The organism is Fictibacillus nanhaiensis (genome assembly GCF_023715445.1).
Lineage (GTDB): Bacteria > Bacillota > Bacilli > Bacillales > Fictibacillaceae > Fictibacillus > Fictibacillus nanhaiensis_D.
In genome coordinates, this window is record NZ_JAMBOD010000001.1 from 323210 (window position 1) to 342662 (window position 19453).

At 38.2% G+C, this 19453-nt stretch carries 20 protein-coding genes; 2 read left to right on the plus strand and 18 right to left on the minus strand.

All coding sequences use genetic code 11. The features are described from left to right. Positions 1–49: 49 nt before the first annotated feature. The 13 genes from M3196_RS01685 to M3196_RS01745 all read right to left on the minus strand — a co-directional run bounded on the left by M3196_RS01685 (position 50) and on the right by M3196_RS01745 (position 12470). Positions 50–520 (minus strand): GNAT family N-acetyltransferase, encoded by a 471-nt coding sequence (locus M3196_RS01685; RefSeq protein ID WP_251320520.1) that lies wholly within the window; start codon positions 518–520, stop codon positions 50–52. Positions 521–672: 152 nt separating this feature from the next. Beyond that, entirely contained in the window at positions 673–1074 is a 402-nt protein-coding gene (locus M3196_RS01690; RefSeq protein WP_251320521.1) for an NUDIX hydrolase, read from the minus strand. 484 nt (positions 1075–1558) lie between these two features. After that, positions 1559–2347, minus strand: a complete 789-nt coding sequence (locus M3196_RS01695) for a GNAT family N-acetyltransferase (protein WP_251320522.1) — start codon at positions 2345–2347, stop codon at positions 1559–1561. A 286-nt stretch (positions 2348–2633) separates the two neighbouring features. Next, positions 2634–2843 (minus strand): hypothetical protein, encoded by a 210-nt coding sequence (locus tag M3196_RS01700; RefSeq protein WP_251320523.1) that lies wholly within the window; start codon positions 2841–2843, stop codon positions 2634–2636. A 29-nt stretch (positions 2844–2872) separates the two neighbouring features. Beyond that, on the minus strand, positions 2873–3640 hold the full coding sequence (locus tag M3196_RS01705; protein WP_251320524.1) for a creatininase family protein: 768 nt from the start codon (positions 3638–3640) through the stop codon (positions 2873–2875). 67 nt (positions 3641–3707) lie between these two features. Further along, entirely contained in the window at positions 3708–4922 is a 1215-nt protein-coding gene (locus M3196_RS01710; RefSeq protein WP_251320525.1) for a M20 metallopeptidase family protein, read from the minus strand. Between the two features lie 14 nt (positions 4923–4936). Further along, positions 4937–6139: a metal-dependent hydrolase family protein gene (locus M3196_RS01715; protein WP_251320526.1), complete on the minus strand. Its 1203-nt coding sequence runs from the start codon at positions 6137–6139 to the stop codon at positions 4937–4939. Between the two features lie 26 nt (positions 6140–6165). Next, positions 6166–7713, minus strand: a complete 1548-nt coding sequence (locus M3196_RS01720) for an AbgT family transporter (protein WP_251320527.1) — start codon at positions 7711–7713, stop codon at positions 6166–6168. A 19-nt stretch (positions 7714–7732) separates the two neighbouring features. Continuing rightward, complete coding sequence (locus tag M3196_RS01725) at positions 7733–8371, minus strand: helix-turn-helix transcriptional regulator (RefSeq protein ID WP_251320528.1); 639 nt, start codon at positions 8369–8371, stop codon at positions 7733–7735. 46 nt (positions 8372–8417) lie between these two features. Next, on the minus strand, positions 8418–9668 hold the full coding sequence (locus M3196_RS01730; protein WP_251320529.1) for a cysteine desulfurase-like protein: 1251 nt from the start codon (positions 9666–9668) through the stop codon (positions 8418–8420). 122 nt (positions 9669–9790) lie between these two features. After that, on the minus strand, positions 9791–11002 hold the full coding sequence (locus tag M3196_RS01735; protein WP_251320530.1) for a metal-dependent hydrolase family protein: 1212 nt from the start codon (positions 11000–11002) through the stop codon (positions 9791–9793). Continuing rightward, a complete protein-coding gene (ilvA, locus tag M3196_RS01740; protein WP_251320531.1) occupies positions 11002–11997 on the minus strand; it encodes a threonine ammonia-lyase in 996 nt (331 codons plus the stop codon). Before ilvA ends, M3196_RS01735 begins: the two co-directional genes overlap by 1 nt. An 11-nt stretch (positions 11998–12008) precedes the next feature. Continuing rightward, entirely contained in the window at positions 12009–12470 is a 462-nt protein-coding gene (locus M3196_RS01745; RefSeq protein ID WP_251320532.1) for a RidA family protein, read from the minus strand. A gap of 155 nt (positions 12471–12625) precedes the next feature. Here M3196_RS01745 and M3196_RS01750 point away from each other — a divergent pair, with 155 nt between their 5' ends. Then, complete coding sequence (locus M3196_RS01750) at positions 12626–13339, plus strand: alanyl-tRNA editing protein (RefSeq protein ID WP_251320533.1); 714 nt, start codon at positions 12626–12628, stop codon at positions 13337–13339. A 376-nt stretch (positions 13340–13715) separates the two neighbouring features. On the opposite strand, the gene M3196_RS01755 is transcribed toward M3196_RS01750, so the two are convergent. The 5 genes from M3196_RS01755 to M3196_RS01775 all read right to left on the minus strand — a co-directional run bounded on the left by M3196_RS01755 (position 13716) and on the right by M3196_RS01775 (position 18262). Next, a complete protein-coding gene (locus M3196_RS01755; protein WP_251320534.1) occupies positions 13716–13931 on the minus strand; it encodes a hypothetical protein in 216 nt (71 codons plus the stop codon). 227 nt (positions 13932–14158) lie between these two features. Continuing rightward, positions 14159–14797, minus strand: a complete 639-nt coding sequence (locus tag M3196_RS01760) for a DUF2238 domain-containing protein (protein WP_251320535.1) — start codon at positions 14795–14797, stop codon at positions 14159–14161. 260 nt (positions 14798–15057) lie between these two features. Continuing rightward, complete coding sequence (gene lgt / locus M3196_RS01765; RefSeq protein ID WP_251320536.1) at positions 15058–15876, minus strand: prolipoprotein diacylglyceryl transferase; 819 nt, start codon at positions 15874–15876, stop codon at positions 15058–15060. A 38-nt stretch (positions 15877–15914) separates the two neighbouring features. Next, complete coding sequence (locus M3196_RS01770; RefSeq protein ID WP_251320537.1) at positions 15915–17003, minus strand: class II aldolase/adducin family protein; 1089 nt, start codon at positions 17001–17003, stop codon at positions 15915–15917. Then, positions 17000–18262: a zinc-dependent alcohol dehydrogenase gene (locus M3196_RS01775; protein WP_251320538.1), complete on the minus strand. Its 1263-nt coding sequence runs from the start codon at positions 18260–18262 to the stop codon at positions 17000–17002. Before M3196_RS01775 ends, M3196_RS01770 begins: the two co-directional genes overlap by 4 nt. Positions 18263–18533: 271 nt before the next feature. Here M3196_RS01775 and M3196_RS01780 point away from each other — a divergent pair, with 271 nt between their 5' ends. Next, entirely contained in the window at positions 18534–19433 is a 900-nt protein-coding gene (locus tag M3196_RS01780; protein ID WP_251320539.1) for a YegS/Rv2252/BmrU family lipid kinase, read from the plus strand. Positions 19434–19453 lie beyond the last annotated feature (20 nt).

Here is a 19453-nt window from a genome sequence, read left to right on the forward strand (position 1 = left end):
AAAAGGCACATTTCTTCCTACAGAAATGTACCCGTTATTTGAATAAGTTTTAGCAAACTTTTTTATAATGGACAAGTGTAGTATTTTCATTTAAAATTCGTTTTTCAACTGTTGCTTTGTATCCCAATTTCTCATATAAATAACAGTTACGTTTTTCTTCTGAAATTGTTCTTAATTCCCAAGAAGTAGCGTGTGGGAAAAGTTCCTCGACTAAAGTTATTGCTTTCTGAGCAATTCCTTTCCCTTGGTGTTCAGGTAAAATAAACATAGGGCTTATCCACAATTGTGTTTGCTCTTTCCAAAAAACGCAAATAGCACCTACCAAGACATCATCAATGTGAATTTTATAGAATGCACCATCAGGTCTATTTATCCTTGTAATTACCCTCTCAATATTTTCATTAGCAGGATTAGTGTCGTAATCCTTATATACTTCTAATAAAGGTTTGAATGCTTTAACTTGTATATCAAAAATATCTTTTGCATCTTCTTCTATCGCCTTTATAAGTCTAATTTTCATAAAGTCACCCCTGTAAATTTATTACTTAATATAGCAACGATTCTTCCAATTCATATAAAAATCCTTCTTCAACTATCCTGCTACTTTTCTTGAGTAATTTTAACTGCGGTCGTCTTATACGGCAATCACACCCGATTGTGGAGTAAATCCTACTAGTTAAAAATATGTATGTTACTTGTTACATTATTAAAGGCATCTTTAATCCTTTTGATATTCCAAGGGTGAAGTTGTGATGGTAATTCTGTTCTTTCAAAAAACGCAATCTTTTCGATTTCGTTATTCGGTTCCAAACTGTCTTGACCAACTATAGCTACTTTGAAGAGAAGAACTAAATCATCCTTCGAAGGAGATGAATAAACGGATATTAAATTGTTAATTTCAACGATATAGCCTGTCTCTTCGTAAACTTCTCTTTTTACTCCTTCTATTGGTGATTCATTCTTTTCAAGATGCCCACCTGGTATTGTCCAATTCCCTGACCCGTACTTTATTTTAGTTAATAATATTCTTCCATTTTCATCAAAAATTGCTGCAAATACGCCAACCTTTGGCATACGTTTAACCTCCAGTTTTAATGATTTATTCATTCATAAAATAGTTATGCAATTCTCATCTTTAAGAAATGCACCCGATAATACAATAAGTACTTTAAAAAACTGATATCATTTAGATCCCTTTATGACTTTAAAAGACAAGCTTGATAAAATAAATGCCGCTGTTATTAGTAATGGTATTACTACAAAAAATCCTAATAGGTCAGTTTTGTAATTCCACGGCACCAAAGCTTCCCATAATACAGCCATTACTTTCCATAAGACGATAAAAATAAATAGAGTGAAGACAAAATGAATTTATTGTATCTAACATTTGTTTCATCTTATTTTATCCTTTCCACATATAAGATACCGAGCTACAACTTATCAAAAATTACAAAATCCTTCTTCAACGAGTTTTCTGCGTTTGTTAAATAAATTCAATAAAAAAGAGCATTAATCCTTTTTTAGATTAACGCACCCGATTTTGTTGAAGAAGATAAAATTATAAAGTAGATACATTCCATTTTTCTATATCTTTAAATCCTAATCGTTTATATATTCTTCCTGCCTCTTCATTATCATAAAAAAGACAAAGTGTTTTTCCTTCCATTTGAAGATCGAAAATTAAATTCTCCAAGCATTTAGTAGCGTACCTTTTTTTCTTATGAGATGTTAATGTACATACAGCAGAAATCATCGCGGAGAGACTATTTTCACAAACCGTTGAAGCGGATGATACGTATTCGCCATCGCTTTCAATAACGTAATTTCTGGACCAACCTTTTGTGATGTTTTGGGCAATTACTTCTGGATTATGATTATCTCCTTCAAACTCTGGCACTTTCTTATATAACACAACTAATTTGTTAACATCTGTTTCAGTAGCCAGAGAGACCTCTGCATTCTTTTGAAAGTTTCTTGGCTCAGTACTTTTCAGTTCGGCATATAAGTAACTACGGCTGTTTTTTACGGGTTTCACCAAGTAGCGTTTTACTTTATCTGCTATACTTTCAATACCAACTAGAGTATTGGCATTTTTATCTTTCGAGATAATGGAAACGAATCCCTCAATGTCAAAATCACCAATACCAAAAGGAGCATATTTATCCTTATACTTGTAAAGGATCCCTCTTAATTCATTGGATTCATTATAATCTCCCCATAATGTTTGTAACTCATTATCAAACCCAAATGCTTTGATTCCCCACAGAATGAATAGATTTTCGGAAGGTTTTTGTTTTAGTAGATGATACAAATTTTCTTTATCACCATTGCTTAATTTCCTTATCATTGAATCATTTTCCCCTTAACCCTTTTTTAATCAAACCTTACTTTAACAACTGACATCTACTTCAATAAAAAAGTGCACTTCTCCTTCTTTAAGAAAGAATCGTATCGATGTATTTCATGAGAATCGCCCTTGTGCTATTTCATAACCAATTAACATTTATTAACTTCAATATAATGTTGCTCTCACTATAGAATAATTTCCCTCTAACGAGAAATTTTCTACAACTCCTATAGCCTGATTATCAAATGGATGCATACTTAGTTAAAAAGGTGGTTATTCTTATCTATCAGATTCGTTGCATCTGGGTAGAAGTAAAAGTTGAGTTTGTCGTAATAAATGGAGAACTTATAATCAATGGTTCTTTTTTATCGAAGGTCATCTCGAACATGATCGGATCCTTCCCATCATTCATGTTCGGCTGGTAGTTTTCATTCCGCTTATTATGATCTAATGAATAAAGCTCTTTTAAAATCAAATAGCGAATATAGAATAGCATGTTCTATACTCGCTACATAACAATCCTTCTTATGAAAAACTATAAAAATCTTGATGAACCACTTTTACGATTTCGTCAGATAAAAGCTCTAAGAAGTATTCTCCCCATTCTGCTTTTGCCTGCCTCGGATCGCCTAAAATACCAACTTCTGTAATACCGACTATTCCATTTCTAAACAAGTTATCTAAAACGTCATCAGTCATTTGGCCGATATATCCTGGTGTTGCTTTGTCCATCTCCACTTGTTCAGGGGCAATATGAAGCATTACAGATGTTTCCATTGCTCCTCCGTGCCCGGTGCTTCCTTCAACTAGTCCATACTTCTTCTCAAATTGTGCCATGAGATCAAGCAACTGCCTTAAAGTCAATCCACTGCTAAATTGCACCTCAGGATGCATCTCTCGAAGGTTCTTAACGATCTTCTCATTTTCAGTAAAGTTTCCTCCATGAGAGGAGAAAATAATAACCTTTTTAAAGCCGTGTTTTTTATAGCTTGTTACATAATCCTCTATTATCCCACGGTATATTTCTGGACGAAGCGTTAAACTTCCGGCCATTGGAATATGGTGTTCTGACAGGCCTGGACGAATAACTGGGGCAACCAATGCGTTACCTAGCTTTTCTGCTACAAGAAGCCCCGTTGCCTGACCGATAACTGTATCCGTCAGTTCAGATAAGTGATAACCATGTTGCTCAACGGATGCTGTACAAACAATTACTGTATCCATCCCAGCTTCAATTTTTTCTTTAACCGTTGGCCAGTTCATCTGTTCAAGCAAGTATTCATGGGTTTTCATTTTGACTTCCTCCAATGTTTAATTTTGTACTACATCTATATCTCAGTTGCTTATCATAAAAACAGAATTAAACTAACCCCGCTTTTTCCTTATCAGGAATACGGACTCCTCCATTTTTCAAATAAGTTAAAGTTGATGCTCCCAGGACGTTTGCTGCGATCAACAATCCCTTTTCATCTATATCGAACTTAGGATGATGATGAGGGAATGTCTCTTCACGTGCTGCAATCTTTGCACCGGATATAAAGAAGGTTCCCGGCACTTTTTCAAGGTAATAAGCAAAATCCTCGCCGCCCATTTGTGGCTGCATTTCCAGTGTTTCCGTTACGCCAGGAACAGCAGGTGCAAGTTTAGCTACAAATTCAGTCTCTTCTTTATGATTCACCATTGGTGGATACCCCCTTATGAACTGATAAGAGAATTCAGCATCTGCAGCGAGGCAAGTTCCCTTGGTAACCCTTTTTATTTCACTTTCAACCTTAGTTCTAACTTCTTCCCTGAATGTTCTAACCGTCCCTGTTAGTTCCACCGTATCCGCAATGACGTTAAAGGCATTCTTAGCTTCAAAAGAACCGATAGAGATTACTGCTGAATCAAGGGGATCAACACGGCGGCTTACGATTTGCTGTAAGTTCACGACGAGTTGCGAAGCAATTACAACGCTATCCTTTGTAAGATGAGGCTGCGCCCCATGGCCTCCCTTACCCTTTACCGTAATGTGAAAACGGTCGGCCGCTGCTAGGGTGGGACCGGTTCTATATCCAATTTCCCCTACTGGGCTGGTCGCCCAAAGGTGTGTACCGAAGATAACGTCTACACCATCCAGACAACCATCCTCTACCATTGCAATTGCACCACCCGGAGCAAGTTCTTCAGCATGTTGATGGATGAAAACGATCGTCCCTTCCAGTTCTTCTCTCATTTGATTCAGTACTTTTGCTAAAACTAGCAATGTCGCAGTATGTCCATCATGACCACACGCATGCATTACTCCATCTATTTTGGATTTGTACGGAACCTCATTTTCTTCCTGGATAGGAAGTGCGTCAAAATCCGCCCTAAGTGCTACAGTTTTACCAGGTTTACTGCCTCTTAATGTGGCAACAACGCCTCTTCCCCCAACGCCTGTCCGAACCTCATGCCCTAACCTCTCATGGTACGCGGCAATATACTTTGGTGTTTCCACCTCTTCAAAAGAAAGCTCGGGATTTTGATGGAGATGCCTCCGAATCCCTACCATTTCATCGTAGTTTTGTTTCAGTAATGAAAACAGTTTTTCCATAATTCTCAACTCCTTTAATGGAATGTTAGGATTTTTTTATTACTGGATAGGACACACTTACCTTCCTTAAATACATAAACGACATTTCTAACGTCAGACATATTTTCAAAGGGGTTTCCTTTAACGAGTACAAGATCAGCAAGTTTGCATTCTTCTAATGAGCCTGTTTTATCTGAAATTTTCATAGCTTGTGCTGGAATAATGGTCGCAGAACGAAACGCCTCTATCGGACTCATTCCATACTCCACCATCAGTTCTAGCTCTGTTGGAAAGTCTCCATGTCGATTAAATGGTGTTCCGGCGTCTGTTCCAGCAACTATTTTTACACCTGCTTCGATTGCTCTGCGGAAGCTTTGTTTATGGTGTTCCATTACTTCCTGATTCTTTTTTACGGCATGAACAGGAACCCCTTCTTCTAATCCATGTTTGTCGATAAAATAGGGAGCTGCAAGTGTTGGAACTAGATAGGTCCCTTTTTCGACCATCATTTCAATCGCTTCATCATCTAAGTAAATCCCATGTTCTATTGTCGTGATTCCGGCCCGAATGGCATTTTTTATTCCTGCAAGACCTTGTGCGTGGGCAGCTGTCGTTTTTCCTGCATTGGAAGCTTCTGTACAAGCACAACGGAGTTCTTCTTCGCTTAATTGTGGTGAATTCGGATCAACACCATCTGTCATCACACCGCCTGTGGCCATTAACTTCAGCAAATCTGCACCAGCTTTTAACTGTGTTCTGGCAGCTTTTCTTACTTCGTCTACACCATCTGCTTCAATAGCCATAGGATAACCGTGACCTCCTGTCATAACGATCGGCTTTCCACTAGCTAGTATCCTGGGTCCTTCAATTATCCCTTTTTCAATGGCATTTCTTAGGGCAATGTCAATATTATGATTGGCTCCAACGTTCCGGACGGTGATGACCCCAGAATAAAGCTGATTTTGAGCATTACGGACGGCCCTAAAAGAACCATCCGCTTCAGAATCAGATATGAGTTCACAGAATGGATCTGCGACTCCGTCCATCGTCAGGTGAACATGACAGTCCATTAAACCAGGAAGACAAGTTAATCCTTCCCCGTCGATCTCCATATCCACTGACAGACTATTCACATCACCGATAGCTAGAATTTCTTTTTCGTCAAATATTATCGTCGTTTTATCTTTATGAAGCTTCATCCCGTCAAACAGGTGAACATTTTTTATTTTTGTCTTCATCCCATACCTCCTTTGAAGCAGTTCGTTTACAATTTGATATACGCACCTGGCCCCAATGGTAGCCCTAATAGGTACCAGATGGAGAACAGTACGATCCAGAAAATTCCGAACGCGATGGTATATGGAAGTAGGGATGAGATTAATGTGCCGACCCCCATATTTTTATCAAACTTTTTGGCAAAGGATAACAATATGGCAAAGTATGCGAGCATTGGTGTTATGGTATTGGTGATAGAGTCGCCAATTCGGTATGCGATCTGTGTAAATGCAGGACTATAGCCTAGAATCATAAACATCGGAACAAAAACAGGCCCTAAAATCGCCCATTTTGCCGATGAACTTGCAATTAGTAAATTAACCAGGGCTGTAAAGAGTATGAAACAAATTAAAAGCGGTAAACCTACCATTCCTATCGACTGTAGTGCCTCTGCACCCTTAATGGCGATAATGGAACCCAGATTGCTCCAGGCAAAATAGGTGATCATTTGAGCAGCAATAAAAGCTAAGACGATGTAGTATCCCATCCCTGACATGGCTTTGCTGAGTTGTTCTGCCACATCCTTGTCAGATTTTATTGTTTTTGCTCCAACACCATACGCGAGGGCTGGGATAAAGAAGAACAAAAACATGATGGGTACGAGAGAATCCATGAACGGTGATACAATGATAGAATCCGTTTCAGGATGGCGGAGCATAGCGTTTGACGGAACAGTCACAGCGAGTATGATCGCTACAAAAATCCCAAGCGAGATTGCGGCCCATCTTAGTCCTCTTTTTTCCACTGTAGTAAGTTCCGTCTTACCTTCTTCATCTAATGCCTGTTGACTGTTGTAAGTTCCTAGACGAGGTTCAACGATTTTTGTTGTTACAAATACGGCTACCGGTAATAGAACAAATGTTGAGGCAAACAGGAAGTAATAGTTCATAGCAGGGTTTGCTTTGTAGGCAGGATCTATGATTTGTGCACTGGATTCAGTAAAACCAGCAAGCATAGCATCAAGTAGATTAATTATTAGGTTGGCGCTGAATCCACCTGCAACAGCAGCATAAGCAGCACAGAGCCCGGCGATCGGGTTTCTTTTTAATGCGAGAAAGATCATTGCTGCAACAGGGGGTAGCACGATTAAAGCTGCATCAGCTGCAGCATTTCCGACAATCCCGATCAATACAATGATCGGTAGGATCAATTTACTTGGAGCTGATAAAACGACTTTTCTCATAAACGCTGAAATGAGACCTGTAGATTCCGCAAGTCCTACTCCAAGCATGACCACAAGTACAAGGCCTAGCGGAGGAAAGTTAACAAAGTTTTTTACCATCTCAGAGAGGATACGTTTGATTCCTTCTTCATTTAATAAGTTAATAGCCACTATTTTTTCCTTAGTTGCGGGATTGATTGCACTCCATCCAGAAAGACCAGCAATCATAGAGACAACCAAAATGATTGCAGTAAAAATAACGAATAAGGTTAAAACGTCAGGTAACTTGTTTCCGTTTATTTCTACCCAATCTAACAACCGATAAAATAGTCCCTTCTTTGGCTTCTTCTCAACTTGCAATCTAGGTGCCTCCAAAAGAATCCCCTCCCTAATTTTAAGGTTTTTTTTCAAGATAGTTATAAATGGTGAATTTTGATACGTCTAATAGTTTGGCTATGTTTTGGATAGTTCCCTTAATGAGGAATAGACCCATTTCGTCCAGCATGTGTATAAATTCCATTCGTTCATTCTTGTCCATTAAAGAAATAGGTTTTCCGATTTGCCGAGTAGCCTTTTCAATGATCTGATTCTCTAAATCACTTACGTTAATCGGAAACGATTCCTCTTCATTCTTTTCTTCTACATGCATTAAGTCATTTATGATGGCTCCTGCCATCGAAAGAAGTGTGATATCGATGTTAATACAGAGACAGCCAATGACTACTCCTTCTTCATCTCGGATCATGACCGATGTGGACTTGATTTTTTTACCTTTGATTCCATTGTTCGGATAATTTAATAGTAGGTTTTCGTTTTTTCTCTTTCGAAGAAAAGTCAGTCCAAGATCGGTAACAGGTGATCCGACCTCTCTGCCAGTTACATGTCCGTTGTAAATAGCAACGATTGATGAGGAAACGTTCCTTAAGTCATGTACCACCACCTCACAATAGCTTCCAAATGTTTTAGCTATTCCTTCTGCGATGAGAAGATAATTTTCCAATGCAGAAGGAATGTCTGTAACTACTTGTTTCATATGATTTTGCCCCCGTTTTTCTCTTTATCTTAGTTGATAGTCTTCCTTAAACTATTGCGTTTTTTTTATGCTGTTCGATAAACGCTTGTAAACCTTTTTTAAACAGTTGAACCTCTTCTATCGTGTTGTACGGAGCTAGTCCAATCCGAATCCAGCCGCTACTTGCATATACGTTGAACTTTTCCGCCATCGTAGATGCATAGAAATCACCATCGGCTACACACATGTTGTATTTTTTGGCTAGCCACTCTGTTACCTCTCTAGAATTCTGATCTTTGATGGTAAATGCAAAGGTTGGTGTTCTCCTACCTGTAGGTGCCCGATATAATTGAACTTCAGATAAATTACTCAAAAAGTTTTCAATATCATTTGAAAGCTCATTCTCATACTTTTCAATAAAGCTCATCCCAGACAAAATTCTTTCACGCCTGGACTCACCATGGCCAAGTTCTTCTATAAATGTAATAGCACCAATTACGGCAGCTATTCCCTCATGGTTTTGTGTTCCAGTCTCCAATTTATAAGGAGTATTAACCGGTGCTGGTTCTAATTTATAGACTTGAAGCTTTTCAAAAAGCGATTGCTCTATTACCGCGAGGCCAACATGTGGACCAAAGAATTTGTAGGCTGAACAAAGTAGAATGTCACAGCCTAATTCATAGAAATCAATGGGCAAATGGGGAACAGCATGAACCCCATCGATTACAACAAGCGAGTTCACTTCTTTTGCCCTCTGTACTATTGCACTTACATCCGTTACCGTTCCAGTAACGTTAGACGATAACCCGACAGCTACTAGTTTCGTTCTAGATGTAATCACTTCATCCAACTGGTCCATTTTTAAGGTATAAGACTTCTCATCGAGTTCAATATATTTAACAATTGCGCCTTTATCTCTTGCAAGAGTCAGCCATGGGTCAACATTTGCCCTGTGATCAAGTTCTGTAACAACTATTTCGTCTCCCTTTTCTATAAAACTAGTAAGACTTCTAGCAATAGAAAAGGCTAGGGTTGTCATGTTTGCACCAAACGCAACTTCATTTGCCGCGCATCCAAGAAGGTCTGCTACAGCCTGCCGCGCTTCGTCCATGACTTTATCCGTATCAACACTCGTATAAAAAGTTCCATGAAGATTTGCCATCCCGTTCGTGATGTATCGATACATGGATTCTATAGCATGTTCGGCCATCTGAGTTCCACCAGGCCCATCAAAATAAATGACAGGTTTCTCTGCATCTAATCTGTTTAAAGCAGGAAACTTGCTCCTCACCTGTTCAATAGAATAGGATTGCTTCATTTTTCTCACTCCTTTTATGGTTGAATTGTACAAGCCAAGGGTAAGGTTTGTTTGTTATATTTTTTAATGTTTTTAAGCTTTGTATTGAAGGTGAAAAAAGGTAAGAAAACTTAGAAGATGTACTATACTTTCAATTCGTGGTGTGTATTAATGTGAGAGGTTTTTTCGTGCACAAGACGTCCTCTTGAAAATACATATACTGGGTGACGAAGCTGTTCTATATCTTCAATCGGATTACCATTTACAATTATGAGGTCAGCGGCTTTCCCAATGTCAATTGAACCTATTTCACCTTCCATTCTTACAGCTTTGGCTGCTCCAAAGGTAGCAGAGTAAAGAGCTTCATGCGGCTTCATCCCGTATTCAACCATCAGCTGGAGTTCATCTACAAGTAGACCTGGAACATTAAAAGGTGTTCCTGCATCAGTACCTGCTGCAATAGGCACTCCGTTTTGATAAGCCATCTGAAAACTTACTTTGTGATCATCAATAATCTTTTTTACCTTACCGATCATGTATTTAGGTACCGCACCGTCTTTATCTAAAATTAAACGAGGAGCTAAAAGAGTTGGTACCAGGAATGTTCCCTTTTGCAACATAAGATCGACAGCTTCTTCATCAAGAAGATACGCATGTTCAATCGTTGTTACACCAGCTCTGATGGCGTTTTTTATTCCTTCTGTTCCAATTGTATGAGCAGCCGTCGTTTTTGAAACATTAGCGGCTTCCTGACAAATACAACGCATCTCTTCTTCAGTAAACTGTGTGGCTCCCGGTTCATTTCCTTTGGTTAATACACCCCCAGTCGCCATGACTTTTAACAGGTCCGCACCTGCTTTAAGCTGTGTACGAGCTGCTTTTCTTGCTTCATCACATCCGTCTGCCTCAATAGCCATCACATGACCATGGCCACCTGTCATAACGATAGGCCGTCCAGCTGCAAATACCCTCGGTCCCTCGATTTGACCTGCTTCTACGCTATCTCTATAAGAAATATCTACATTATCTCTCGTTCCAAGGTTACGAACTGATGTAATTCCTGCTTTTAAAAACTCATGCCCTTGCTGGACCGCTTTTAAAGCAATTTCTACTGGTCCTTCATCTTTCATACTTGCAAATGGATCTGGTGAAGCATCCATACCTAAATGAACGTGAGAATCAATCAATCCCGGCAGCACGGTCATGCCCGAACCATCAATTATTTTAATTTTAGGATCTTCCATACTTACCTGCTTACCCACATCGATAATGACATCCTCGTTAAAAAGGACTTCGCCAACCTCGATTTCTTCTCCATTACACGTTAAAATTCGGATGTTCGTTAATTTATACATTATTTAACACCCTCACTTGTTTTATAATTTCGCTCGTTATACTCTCTTATTAGTTTCTGATAGAGTTCAAAACTGATATTTCCACCGGAGACCATAACAGCTACCTTTTTATTACGTAAATGGATGTGTCCGTTTATAATTGCGGCGAGTGCGGCCGCACCTGATGGCTCAACAACCAGCTTGGCTCGTTCAGCAAGCACTGAAACACAATCTGCAATTTCTTTCTCTGAAACTAATACAAGGTCATCCACATAGCGTTGCGTATGAGCAAAGGTGAGTTCACCAGGTTTCTTACACATCAAACCATCAGCAATGGTATTTACCTTTTCTATCTCAACTGGGCAGTTATGCTGAAGGGATGTATACATTGCGGTTGCACCTTCTGTATTAACCCCGATAACCTTAACGGTTGGTTTTAATTCTTTTAACGCAGCCGCAATTCCAGAAATAAGACCGCCTCCGCTTACGGGGATAACTATCGCATCAATATCCGGTAAATCTTCGAAAATTTCTAATCCAATCGTGCCTTGTCCCGCAATGATAAATTCATCATCATAAGGATGGATCATCACACGTCCTTCATCTTCTTGAATCTGCAATGCTTTTTTATGTACGTCTATTGATGTTGTGCCATGTTCAATCGTTTTTGCTCCATAATGCAGGATCGCATTTTTTTTGCTTAAAACCGGATTTTCAGGCATGACGACAGTTGCGCTGATTCCCAAGGCTTTAGCTGCATACGCTGTTCCCGCTCCATGGTTCCCTGCCGAAAAAGCAACTACTCCCCTAGCTTGTTCTGCCTCTGTCAGACTGGCCATTTTGTTATAAGCTCCGCGTATCTTAAAGGATCCCGTCTTTTGAAGGTTCTCCGTTTTTAGATAGATTTCATTTCCGGAGAGGCTTGAAAAAGTTCTTGAATCGAGCAATGGAGTTGGAATAATAATACCTCTGAGATTTGCTCTAGCTTGTTCGATTTGTTTTAACGTAACAAACATAAGATAACCTCCTATTCTTTTATTTCTGCTATCAGCTCGATTTCGACTGGAATGTTGAAAGGCAACACGCTCGTCCCGATAGCAGAACGGGCATGCTTCCCATTCTCCCCGAGAACTTCTACAAGGAAATCTGATGCTCCGTTTATCACTTCTGGTTGTTGATAATAATCATCAGCACTACTCACAAAACCTAATAGTTTAACTAGTTTGATGTTATCTAGGCTCCCAACCTCTCCTTGAATAACGCTTAATAGATTGATAGCGCAAATTCTAGCTGCATCGTAGGCGTCTTCAGTAGAGATTTCATTTCCGACTCTACCAACATAGACCGCTTTACCATTCACAAAAGGACCTGCACCTGAAAGAAATAAGAGATTTCCACTCCTACGAACTGTCACATAATTTGCCATTGGCTGGGGAATCTGTTGTGGCCAAGAAATTCCGAGACTCTTAATTTTTTCTTCTATAGGCATTCATTCATCCTCCTTTTTTATTTGAATAATTTAATTATGTCATAATTTTCAGACATTTCAACAATTTTTTGTAATTTTTAAAATTTTTTGTAATTTTTATTCATTTTGTCTATAATTGGGTCATAAAGCTTAACTTGATAGAGAGGATGATTTGATTGACAAGGGAACTTTATTTAAGTGATAGTTACCAAACAAGATGCGAAGCACAGATTGTTAGTATTATTGATGAAAAAGTAGTTCTTGATCAAACAGTTTTTTATCCTACTGGCGGCGGCCAGGAGCATGATATCGGTTGGCTGATTCAAGGTGATACAACTGCTGAGGTTTTAAGAGTTAAGAAAGAACAAGGAGAGATCATACATTATGTAAACGATTCTTCAGGACTTTCGATTGGGCCAGTCTCAGCAGAAATAGACTGGAAACGGAGAAAAGGCCTGATGCGTCATCATTCGATGCTTCACGTATTAGGCTCTGTATGTTTTAAACACTTTGAATCCCTTTGCACAGGTAACCAGATCTATCAAGATCGCGCACGTATTGACTTAACGAATATTACGGAGTTAAAGACTGAAGAAATTGAAAAAATGATAGAGGAAGCGAACGAGGAAGTTGAACACAATCATCCTGTATCTGTAAGACTAGTTCCAAGAGATGTAGCCGAATCCATTTCAGGCTCTATTAAAACAGTCGTTAACCTGATTCCTGAATCGGTTAAAGAGATCCGCCTTGTGAAAATCGGTGACATTGACGAACAAGCGTGCGGCGGGACGCATGTAAAGGAAACAACTGAAATTGGAAGGATGGTGTTACTAAAAATGAAGAATAAGGGCAAAGGAGTTACGAGATTAGAATTGATGGCTGAAGAGTAAATTAAACTTGAACTACAAAAAAAGAGCAGCCGATTTTTCGATTGCTCTTTTTTCAATAATCCTTTTTTGAACCTCATCACTATCCTTATTCGCTAAGTACTCCCTATTTGCCAACACATCTTTGAGTGTTTATATTAAACCAAATACAGGTGCTAGACCGATCTCTAACGTATGCTCATCGTCCACCCTGATATGGACTTTTTCTTCCCATGGACGGAATCAGTAATTTATGAAACGGAGTAAACAAAACAACTTTATGAGAGTATAAAAAAAGATGCTACAGTTAGATGCCTATACAATAAAGAAGAACATTTATATATACCCTAAAGCTTTGAGAGAAACGCACTAAAGAGCAATTAGAAAGCAAGTTACCTTATTACTCATTTTCCTTTTGCTGTTTAATAGAGAAAGATGCAGTTTCACCCTCATTACCCGGTTCTTTTTGAAACCCCTTATCGAGCTGACCGGCATTTTCAATATCTCCCGATGCCCGGTAACCTGCTACTTCCTCATTGCTGGTTGTGCCATATAGACCCATGCCACCGAGCTGTGTTCGTACGTTTTCCTGAATTTTATCTTTTTTATCTTCCATTTTCTTCACCTCCACTTATTTTTAATGTAACCAACATTTAGTACGGTATGTAAGAAATAAAATGATTTTGGAAATGCTGACACTGGGTTTAGTAGACCGACTTTTGAATGGACGATACAAGGTGTTGGTTAATGTTTTTACCACTAAAGTGTTGTAGCTTGTAGGACCATACTCCTTAATAGAACCTTACTATGAAAATGTAATAAAAAAGAAAAACGCAAATTTATTCATTTTTTGTTGATTTCGTTCTTTAAGAATCTGTCGTGTAGTTTTGAAAGGAATATCAATGCAAGAATCGATCCAATTAGTGCTAGTAACATATCCCATTGTGAATCCCATTGATCGCCTTGCATACCTAAAAAATTTTCAGCTGTTTTTCCTCCCTGTGTTATTTTCACAAATAAAAATTCAATGATTTCGTACATTGCAGCGATTGCAAGTGAAATACTAATAACAATGGAAAAAAGCCAAGATCCTTTGGTTAGTTGAGTTTTACGCAATAATATTTCCCTTATCACAATTGTAATCATCCCTTTTAAGAGATGGCCAAATCGATCATAGTGATTTCGGTTTAAATCAAAATTATCTTTTATCCAATTAAAAATGGGTACCCTTGTGTATGTGTAATGACCACCGACCAACATAACAATCGTTAGAATTAAAATAATCATATAAGAAAGTGTTGTGAGGCGAAATTTATTGTAAGTTACAATAACGATAATTATCCCGACAATAGCAGGAATAGCCTCTGTTGCCCAAGACGAGTATCCTCCTGTTGGTTTGATAACAGACCATATAAAAACAGCGGTAACAACTAGTAGCAAAAAAAGGTGAATTCTTGTGCTTTTACTTTTATTTTTAATCACTTTTTCACTCCTATTGAGAAGTTTTTTACTTAGAGTATTAGAAATAATAACGGGTTTCATACAACTTCACAGGTTGGTATATTGAACTATGGTAATTTTCTAAAGAGATGTTCATAGTATTGATAAAAATTTTTATTTTGGTGCCGTAAGAATTGCAATTGAAAAAGACATTTATTTGAGTTGAATCACTACAGAAGAATAAGTGAAAACAATCGGGATTAACCCTATGCTTAGGTGTAAACCAAACTTGCCTCTATTTTTTACATACCATTGTCTAAGTAGCGTATATTGGCATAACCTTTCTTTCGACGGTACCAGATTATCTGGATCGCTACTAGGATTAATACGATAGAAATGACTTGAGCTATCCTCAAATTTTCCGTAAGCATTAAGCTATCAGTTCTCATTCCTTCTATAAAGAAACGACCAAACGAGTAGTAGATGATGTATGTTAAAAACAACTCACCACGTCTTAAATTAGTTCGTCGAAGTGACATCAACACGATAAATCCGCCAAAGTTCCAAAGAGACTCATATAAAAACGTCGGATGATAATAAGTTCCTTCTATATACATCTGGTTTATAATAAATTCAGGCAGAAACAGGTCTTCGAGAAATCCCCGCGATACCGGTCCCCCATGGGCTTCCTGATTGATAAAATTTCCCCAGCGCCCAATTGCCTGACCCAGGATCAGGCTAGGCGCTAGAATGTCAGTAATTTTCCAGAACGAAATTTCCCGAACCTTCGCAAACACTATTATCGTTAATATCGCCCCTATTAGAACGCCGTGCATAGCCAGTCCGCCTTCCCAGATTGCAAGTATCTGATTGGGGTGAGCAGAATAATATTCCCATTTAAAAATCACGTAATAAACACGGGCAAAGATGATTGATATAGGAATCGCAAAAAAGACAAGATCAACAAATGTTTCTCTTGGCAGATAAAGTCGTTCGCTTTCACGGGTAGCGATCAACAGACCAATAAAGGCACCTGACATGATAATTACACCGTACCAGTAAATTTGGATAGGACCAAGAGCGATTACAACCCTATCGATCGGTTCGATCATATTTTCCATATTTTTACTCCTAACTTACAATTTTTACATGAATTTTCTTATGCACTTGGTACCTGAGACATGACCTGTCCATCGATTCGGTCAAATATATCATCCAAATTACGGCCTGTAATCGTTAGACCGTGATTCTTAAGTCCGATTATTGCCCTTGATGGATCATCAGCATTTCGTACGAGGTCTGCCACTGTTTCCGCTAATTGAATCGTGCCGCAAGGGTAGTTAATTTCGGTTGCTTTTACGCCATCTATCCATGCATGAATATGGACAATTGCTCCAACTTTAGGATGTTCTTTATAAATCATCCAATGTTCAATCGCATCAACTGACGCTCTTTTTGGAGAAATACGTGGAGGAACCTTTATTTCCATTGCATTTTTTTCCGGATTAAACCCATTGATATATAATATATCTTGGCCAACTACTCGCATATTAGCTTTGTTGACACCACTCGCACTCATCCAAAAGGTTTTTTCATCATGTCGGCTGCTTAGATTCCCATAACTGAGCCCACCTATTCCGTATAACTTTTTTAACTGACGCATATCACGGGATGACAAATACTTTTCAAGTGGAAAAGGTGCTGGCAACAAGTTCATTTCGTCCAATTTTTTTCCTGCAATGAACATCTTTTGTGTGATATTGTTTCCGTTCCATAAGTTTTGATCTAGATCATCTATAAAATGATTGTCAATAACTAACTGAGCTGAGGCTACCGGTTCTAACCTTTGATAAATCTTATTGAAAAATTCCTCCTGTTGTTCTTTTTGATAGCTTAATTTATAAAATCCCTGTTCAGGAGTAATAAAATATACATCTGTTTTTTCTTCATTATTTACAATAAAGATTAAATGGTTTGCTAAAGTTCTAATAAGATATGGATAAGCAGTCTCAAAAACATTTTCCGGTTCCTTATTAAACTCTAGTATAGAAACTACAAAAGTCGCTTGAGCTTTTCTACGGAACGGACGAGGCTTTTCTTGTGTAATTACATTAAATACAATCCTGATATCATCGATTGTTTCATCGCAATACTCGTATCCTTCCGTTGTGAACTTTTCCTTTAACCCATCGGTATACCACGACAAGAAAGGACTTTTTTCAAAACTAGATATTGTAAAGTTCTTCATTTATGTATTCCTCCAGTCTTCTTTTTATATTGTCTGTTAGGTTCAAAAACAACTTTAATCGCACCACGATATTTTTTATTTGAAGCGGTATTAAGCGCATTTTGATAATCCTCTATTGGAAATTGGTGAGTTACCAATGGTGATAAATCGACTTTTCCTAGACGCATTAATTCAATGGCTATATTAAATGTCCGTGTGGTTTTCCCATTATATCGCTCTGTACTGTATGCAAAGCTTCCTTTCACCTCTAACTCATTAAGCCATACGGTTGTCCAATCTATTCCGTTCATAATGCCAGCCAGACCTAGTAAAACGACTCTCCCCCCATTTTTAGTAAAACGAAGGGCATCGTTTATACTTCGTGTTTTTCCGACACATTCATATACTATATCTGCTCCTCCTTGTATTACCTCAGAACCAAAAAGTGGTTTTAGTACCTGTGCATTAAGAGATTTTGCAAGTTCATCCACATATGATGATTTTTGAAGCAGTATTATTTTATCTGCTCCATATTTAGAGGCTAACTCAGCTTGCGTTTTATGCTTAACCAAAGCAACAATTTTACAAGGAATTTCTAACGCTCTAATAGCGGCAATAACGCATAGACCAATCACTCCGCTTCCAATAACAAGAACAGTATCGTCCTTATTAGGAGGATTTCTTAAAACGCAATGTAATGCACAACTAAAAGGCTCTACCATTACACCATTGAGATCATTTACTTCATTAGGTAGTCTAAAAATCTGGCTTTTATGAGCCACAATATACGAACTCCATCCGCCACCGGTGTCACGACAGGCACCTATTAACAAGCCCGGAGACAAATCCCCATTCGCTTTGTTAACACACAGACTAAAATTCCCTTTCATGCATGGTGGGCAAGGTTTTTCAATACCTCTCGATTCACACGATAAAATAGGATCTATGACAACTCGATCTCCCTTATTAAACTCATTAGCTTGTAAACCCGCTTCCATAATTTCCCCTACAATTTCATGGCCGATCGTAAAGGGAAAAGAAACGAATGGAGAGGTAGCAGGGCTATCATTTAAAAACAGGAGATTAAGATCACTCCCGCAAATGCCGCCATATTTCACCTTAACTTTAACCCAATTTTCATTCGGAAGATCAGGCTCCGAACGTTCCATAAATTGTAAACAGGAGAAACTTGAATTCCAATGAACAGATGGGAAAAATTTCCCTGCCATTTTGGTGAAGATATATCGGGGCAACTTATAATTGAATTGCAAAACTCTCAACACTTATCACCTATTTCCTTTAACAATTTACAAATATAATCTTTCCTAAAAATTTCCTTACTATTCATGTTTTTGATAAATGTGGAAATCCTATTGAATGGAGAAGAATAAATTGATTAGTAAACATGTAATCTAGAAGAATCGTTAACGATGCTATATCACTTTTTCATTGGGTAAGGGTTTCGATTTACTGTCATTGATCTGGAGAGCGTTCACCTAAACAACGCCTTAATCGAAGTGGAAGACTAAATTTATAACAGGAGTTTTAATGATGAGTAACAAGAACAAACAGGCTTTAATGATTTACAACCCCTATTGCGGGAGAAAAACAACCCATAAAGCATTCCCAATGTTACTGAAAAAGCTTTCAGACATCGGTTATCAAATAACGATTTATGAAGAGAGGATGTTCGATAATAGTAATAACCCAATTAAAAGAGCGTGTCAAAACAGATGGGATGCAATCTTTATTGCGGGAGGTGACGGAACGGTAAACCAATCCATTCAATATTTGGCGGAAGAAGAATACAGACCGACTGTAGGAGTATTTCCGTTCGGGACGAGTAATGAATTTGCAAAATACATAGGTATGACTAACAATATAGATCAAAATCTGGCCATTATAGAAAGATGTAAAACTAAATCAATTGATATCGGTAAGATTGGTAATCGCTATTTCTCTAATATCGCTGCAGGGGGTTGGCTTTCGGATATTACTTATAATACTTCTCCCTCATTAAAATCCCTATTCGGGGAATGGGCATATGGGTTTTATTTTCTAAAAACACTCTTTTTAACAAAACAATTAGATACGATTTCAATTAATGTCTCCCCTCATGAAACAATTTCAGATCTCTCGTTTTTTTTGATCATGAATGGGAACTCAGTCGGTCCTTTCGAGCAACTAATCAAGAATACTTCAAATAGCGATGGCAATTTCCATCTTCTTACCTGTAAAAAAACCAATCGACTACACCTGTTTTTTTCTTTATTTGCAACAATACTAAACATTACAGACAATCCATCCATGATCCAACATACGAAAATACATTCAGGTTGCTTCGAGATGCCAGAGTCCCTCGCGCTCAATCTGGATGGAGATCAAGCACATGTAAGCAGCTTGGATTTTAATGTTTTACCGCAACATTTTAATGTTTTTAGCTCTACTTAAACGTCCCATAAATAGATGTA

Coding starts and splice junctions, on each gene's coding strand:
- M3196_RS01705 (WP_251320524.1), bottom strand. CDS start 3,640: ATGAAAACCCATGAATACTTGCTTGAACAGATGAACTGGCCAACGGTT.
- M3196_RS01730 (WP_251320529.1), bottom strand. CDS start 9,668: ATGAAGCAATCCTATTCTATTGAACAGGTGAGGAGCAAGTTTCCTGCT.
- M3196_RS01745 (WP_251320532.1), bottom strand. CDS start 12,470: ATGCCTATAGAAGAAAAAATTAAGAGTCTCGGAATTTCTTGGCCACAA.
- M3196_RS01690 (WP_251320521.1), bottom strand. CDS start 1,074: ATGCCAAAGGTTGGCGTATTTGCAGCAATTTTTGATGAAAATGGAAGA.
- ilvA (WP_251320531.1), bottom strand. CDS start 11,997: ATGTTTGTTACGTTAAAACAAATCGAACAAGCTAGAGCAAATCTCAGA.
- lgt (WP_251320536.1), bottom strand. CDS start 15,876: ATGGAAAATATGATCGAACCGATCGATAGGGTTGTAATCGCTCTTGGT.
- M3196_RS01710 (WP_251320525.1), bottom strand. CDS start 4,922: ATGGAAAAACTGTTTTCATTACTGAAACAAAACTACGATGAAATGGTA.
- M3196_RS01755 (WP_251320534.1), bottom strand. CDS start 13,931: ATGGAAGATAAAAAAGATAAAATTCAGGAAAACGTACGAACACAGCTC.
- M3196_RS01695 (WP_251320522.1), bottom strand. CDS start 2,347: ATGATAAGGAAATTAAGCAATGGTGATAAAGAAAATTTGTATCATCTA.
- M3196_RS01685 (WP_251320520.1), bottom strand. CDS start 520: ATGAAAATTAGACTTATAAAGGCGATAGAAGAAGATGCAAAAGATATT.
- M3196_RS01780 (WP_251320539.1), top strand. CDS start 18,534: ATGAGTAACAAGAACAAACAGGCTTTAATGATTTACAACCCCTATTGC.
- M3196_RS01770 (WP_251320537.1), bottom strand. CDS start 17,003: ATGAAGAACTTTACAATATCTAGTTTTGAAAAAAGTCCTTTCTTGTCG.
- M3196_RS01715 (WP_251320526.1), bottom strand. CDS start 6,139: ATGAAGACAAAAATAAAAAATGTTCACCTGTTTGACGGGATGAAGCTT.
- M3196_RS01700 (WP_251320523.1), bottom strand. CDS start 2,843: ATGCTATTCTATATTCGCTATTTGATTTTAAAAGAGCTTTATTCATTA.
- M3196_RS01735 (WP_251320530.1), bottom strand. CDS start 11,002: ATGTATAAATTAACGAACATCCGAATTTTAACGTGTAATGGAGAAGAA.
- M3196_RS01725 (WP_251320528.1), bottom strand. CDS start 8,371: ATGAAACAAGTAGTTACAGACATTCCTTCTGCATTGGAAAATTATCTT.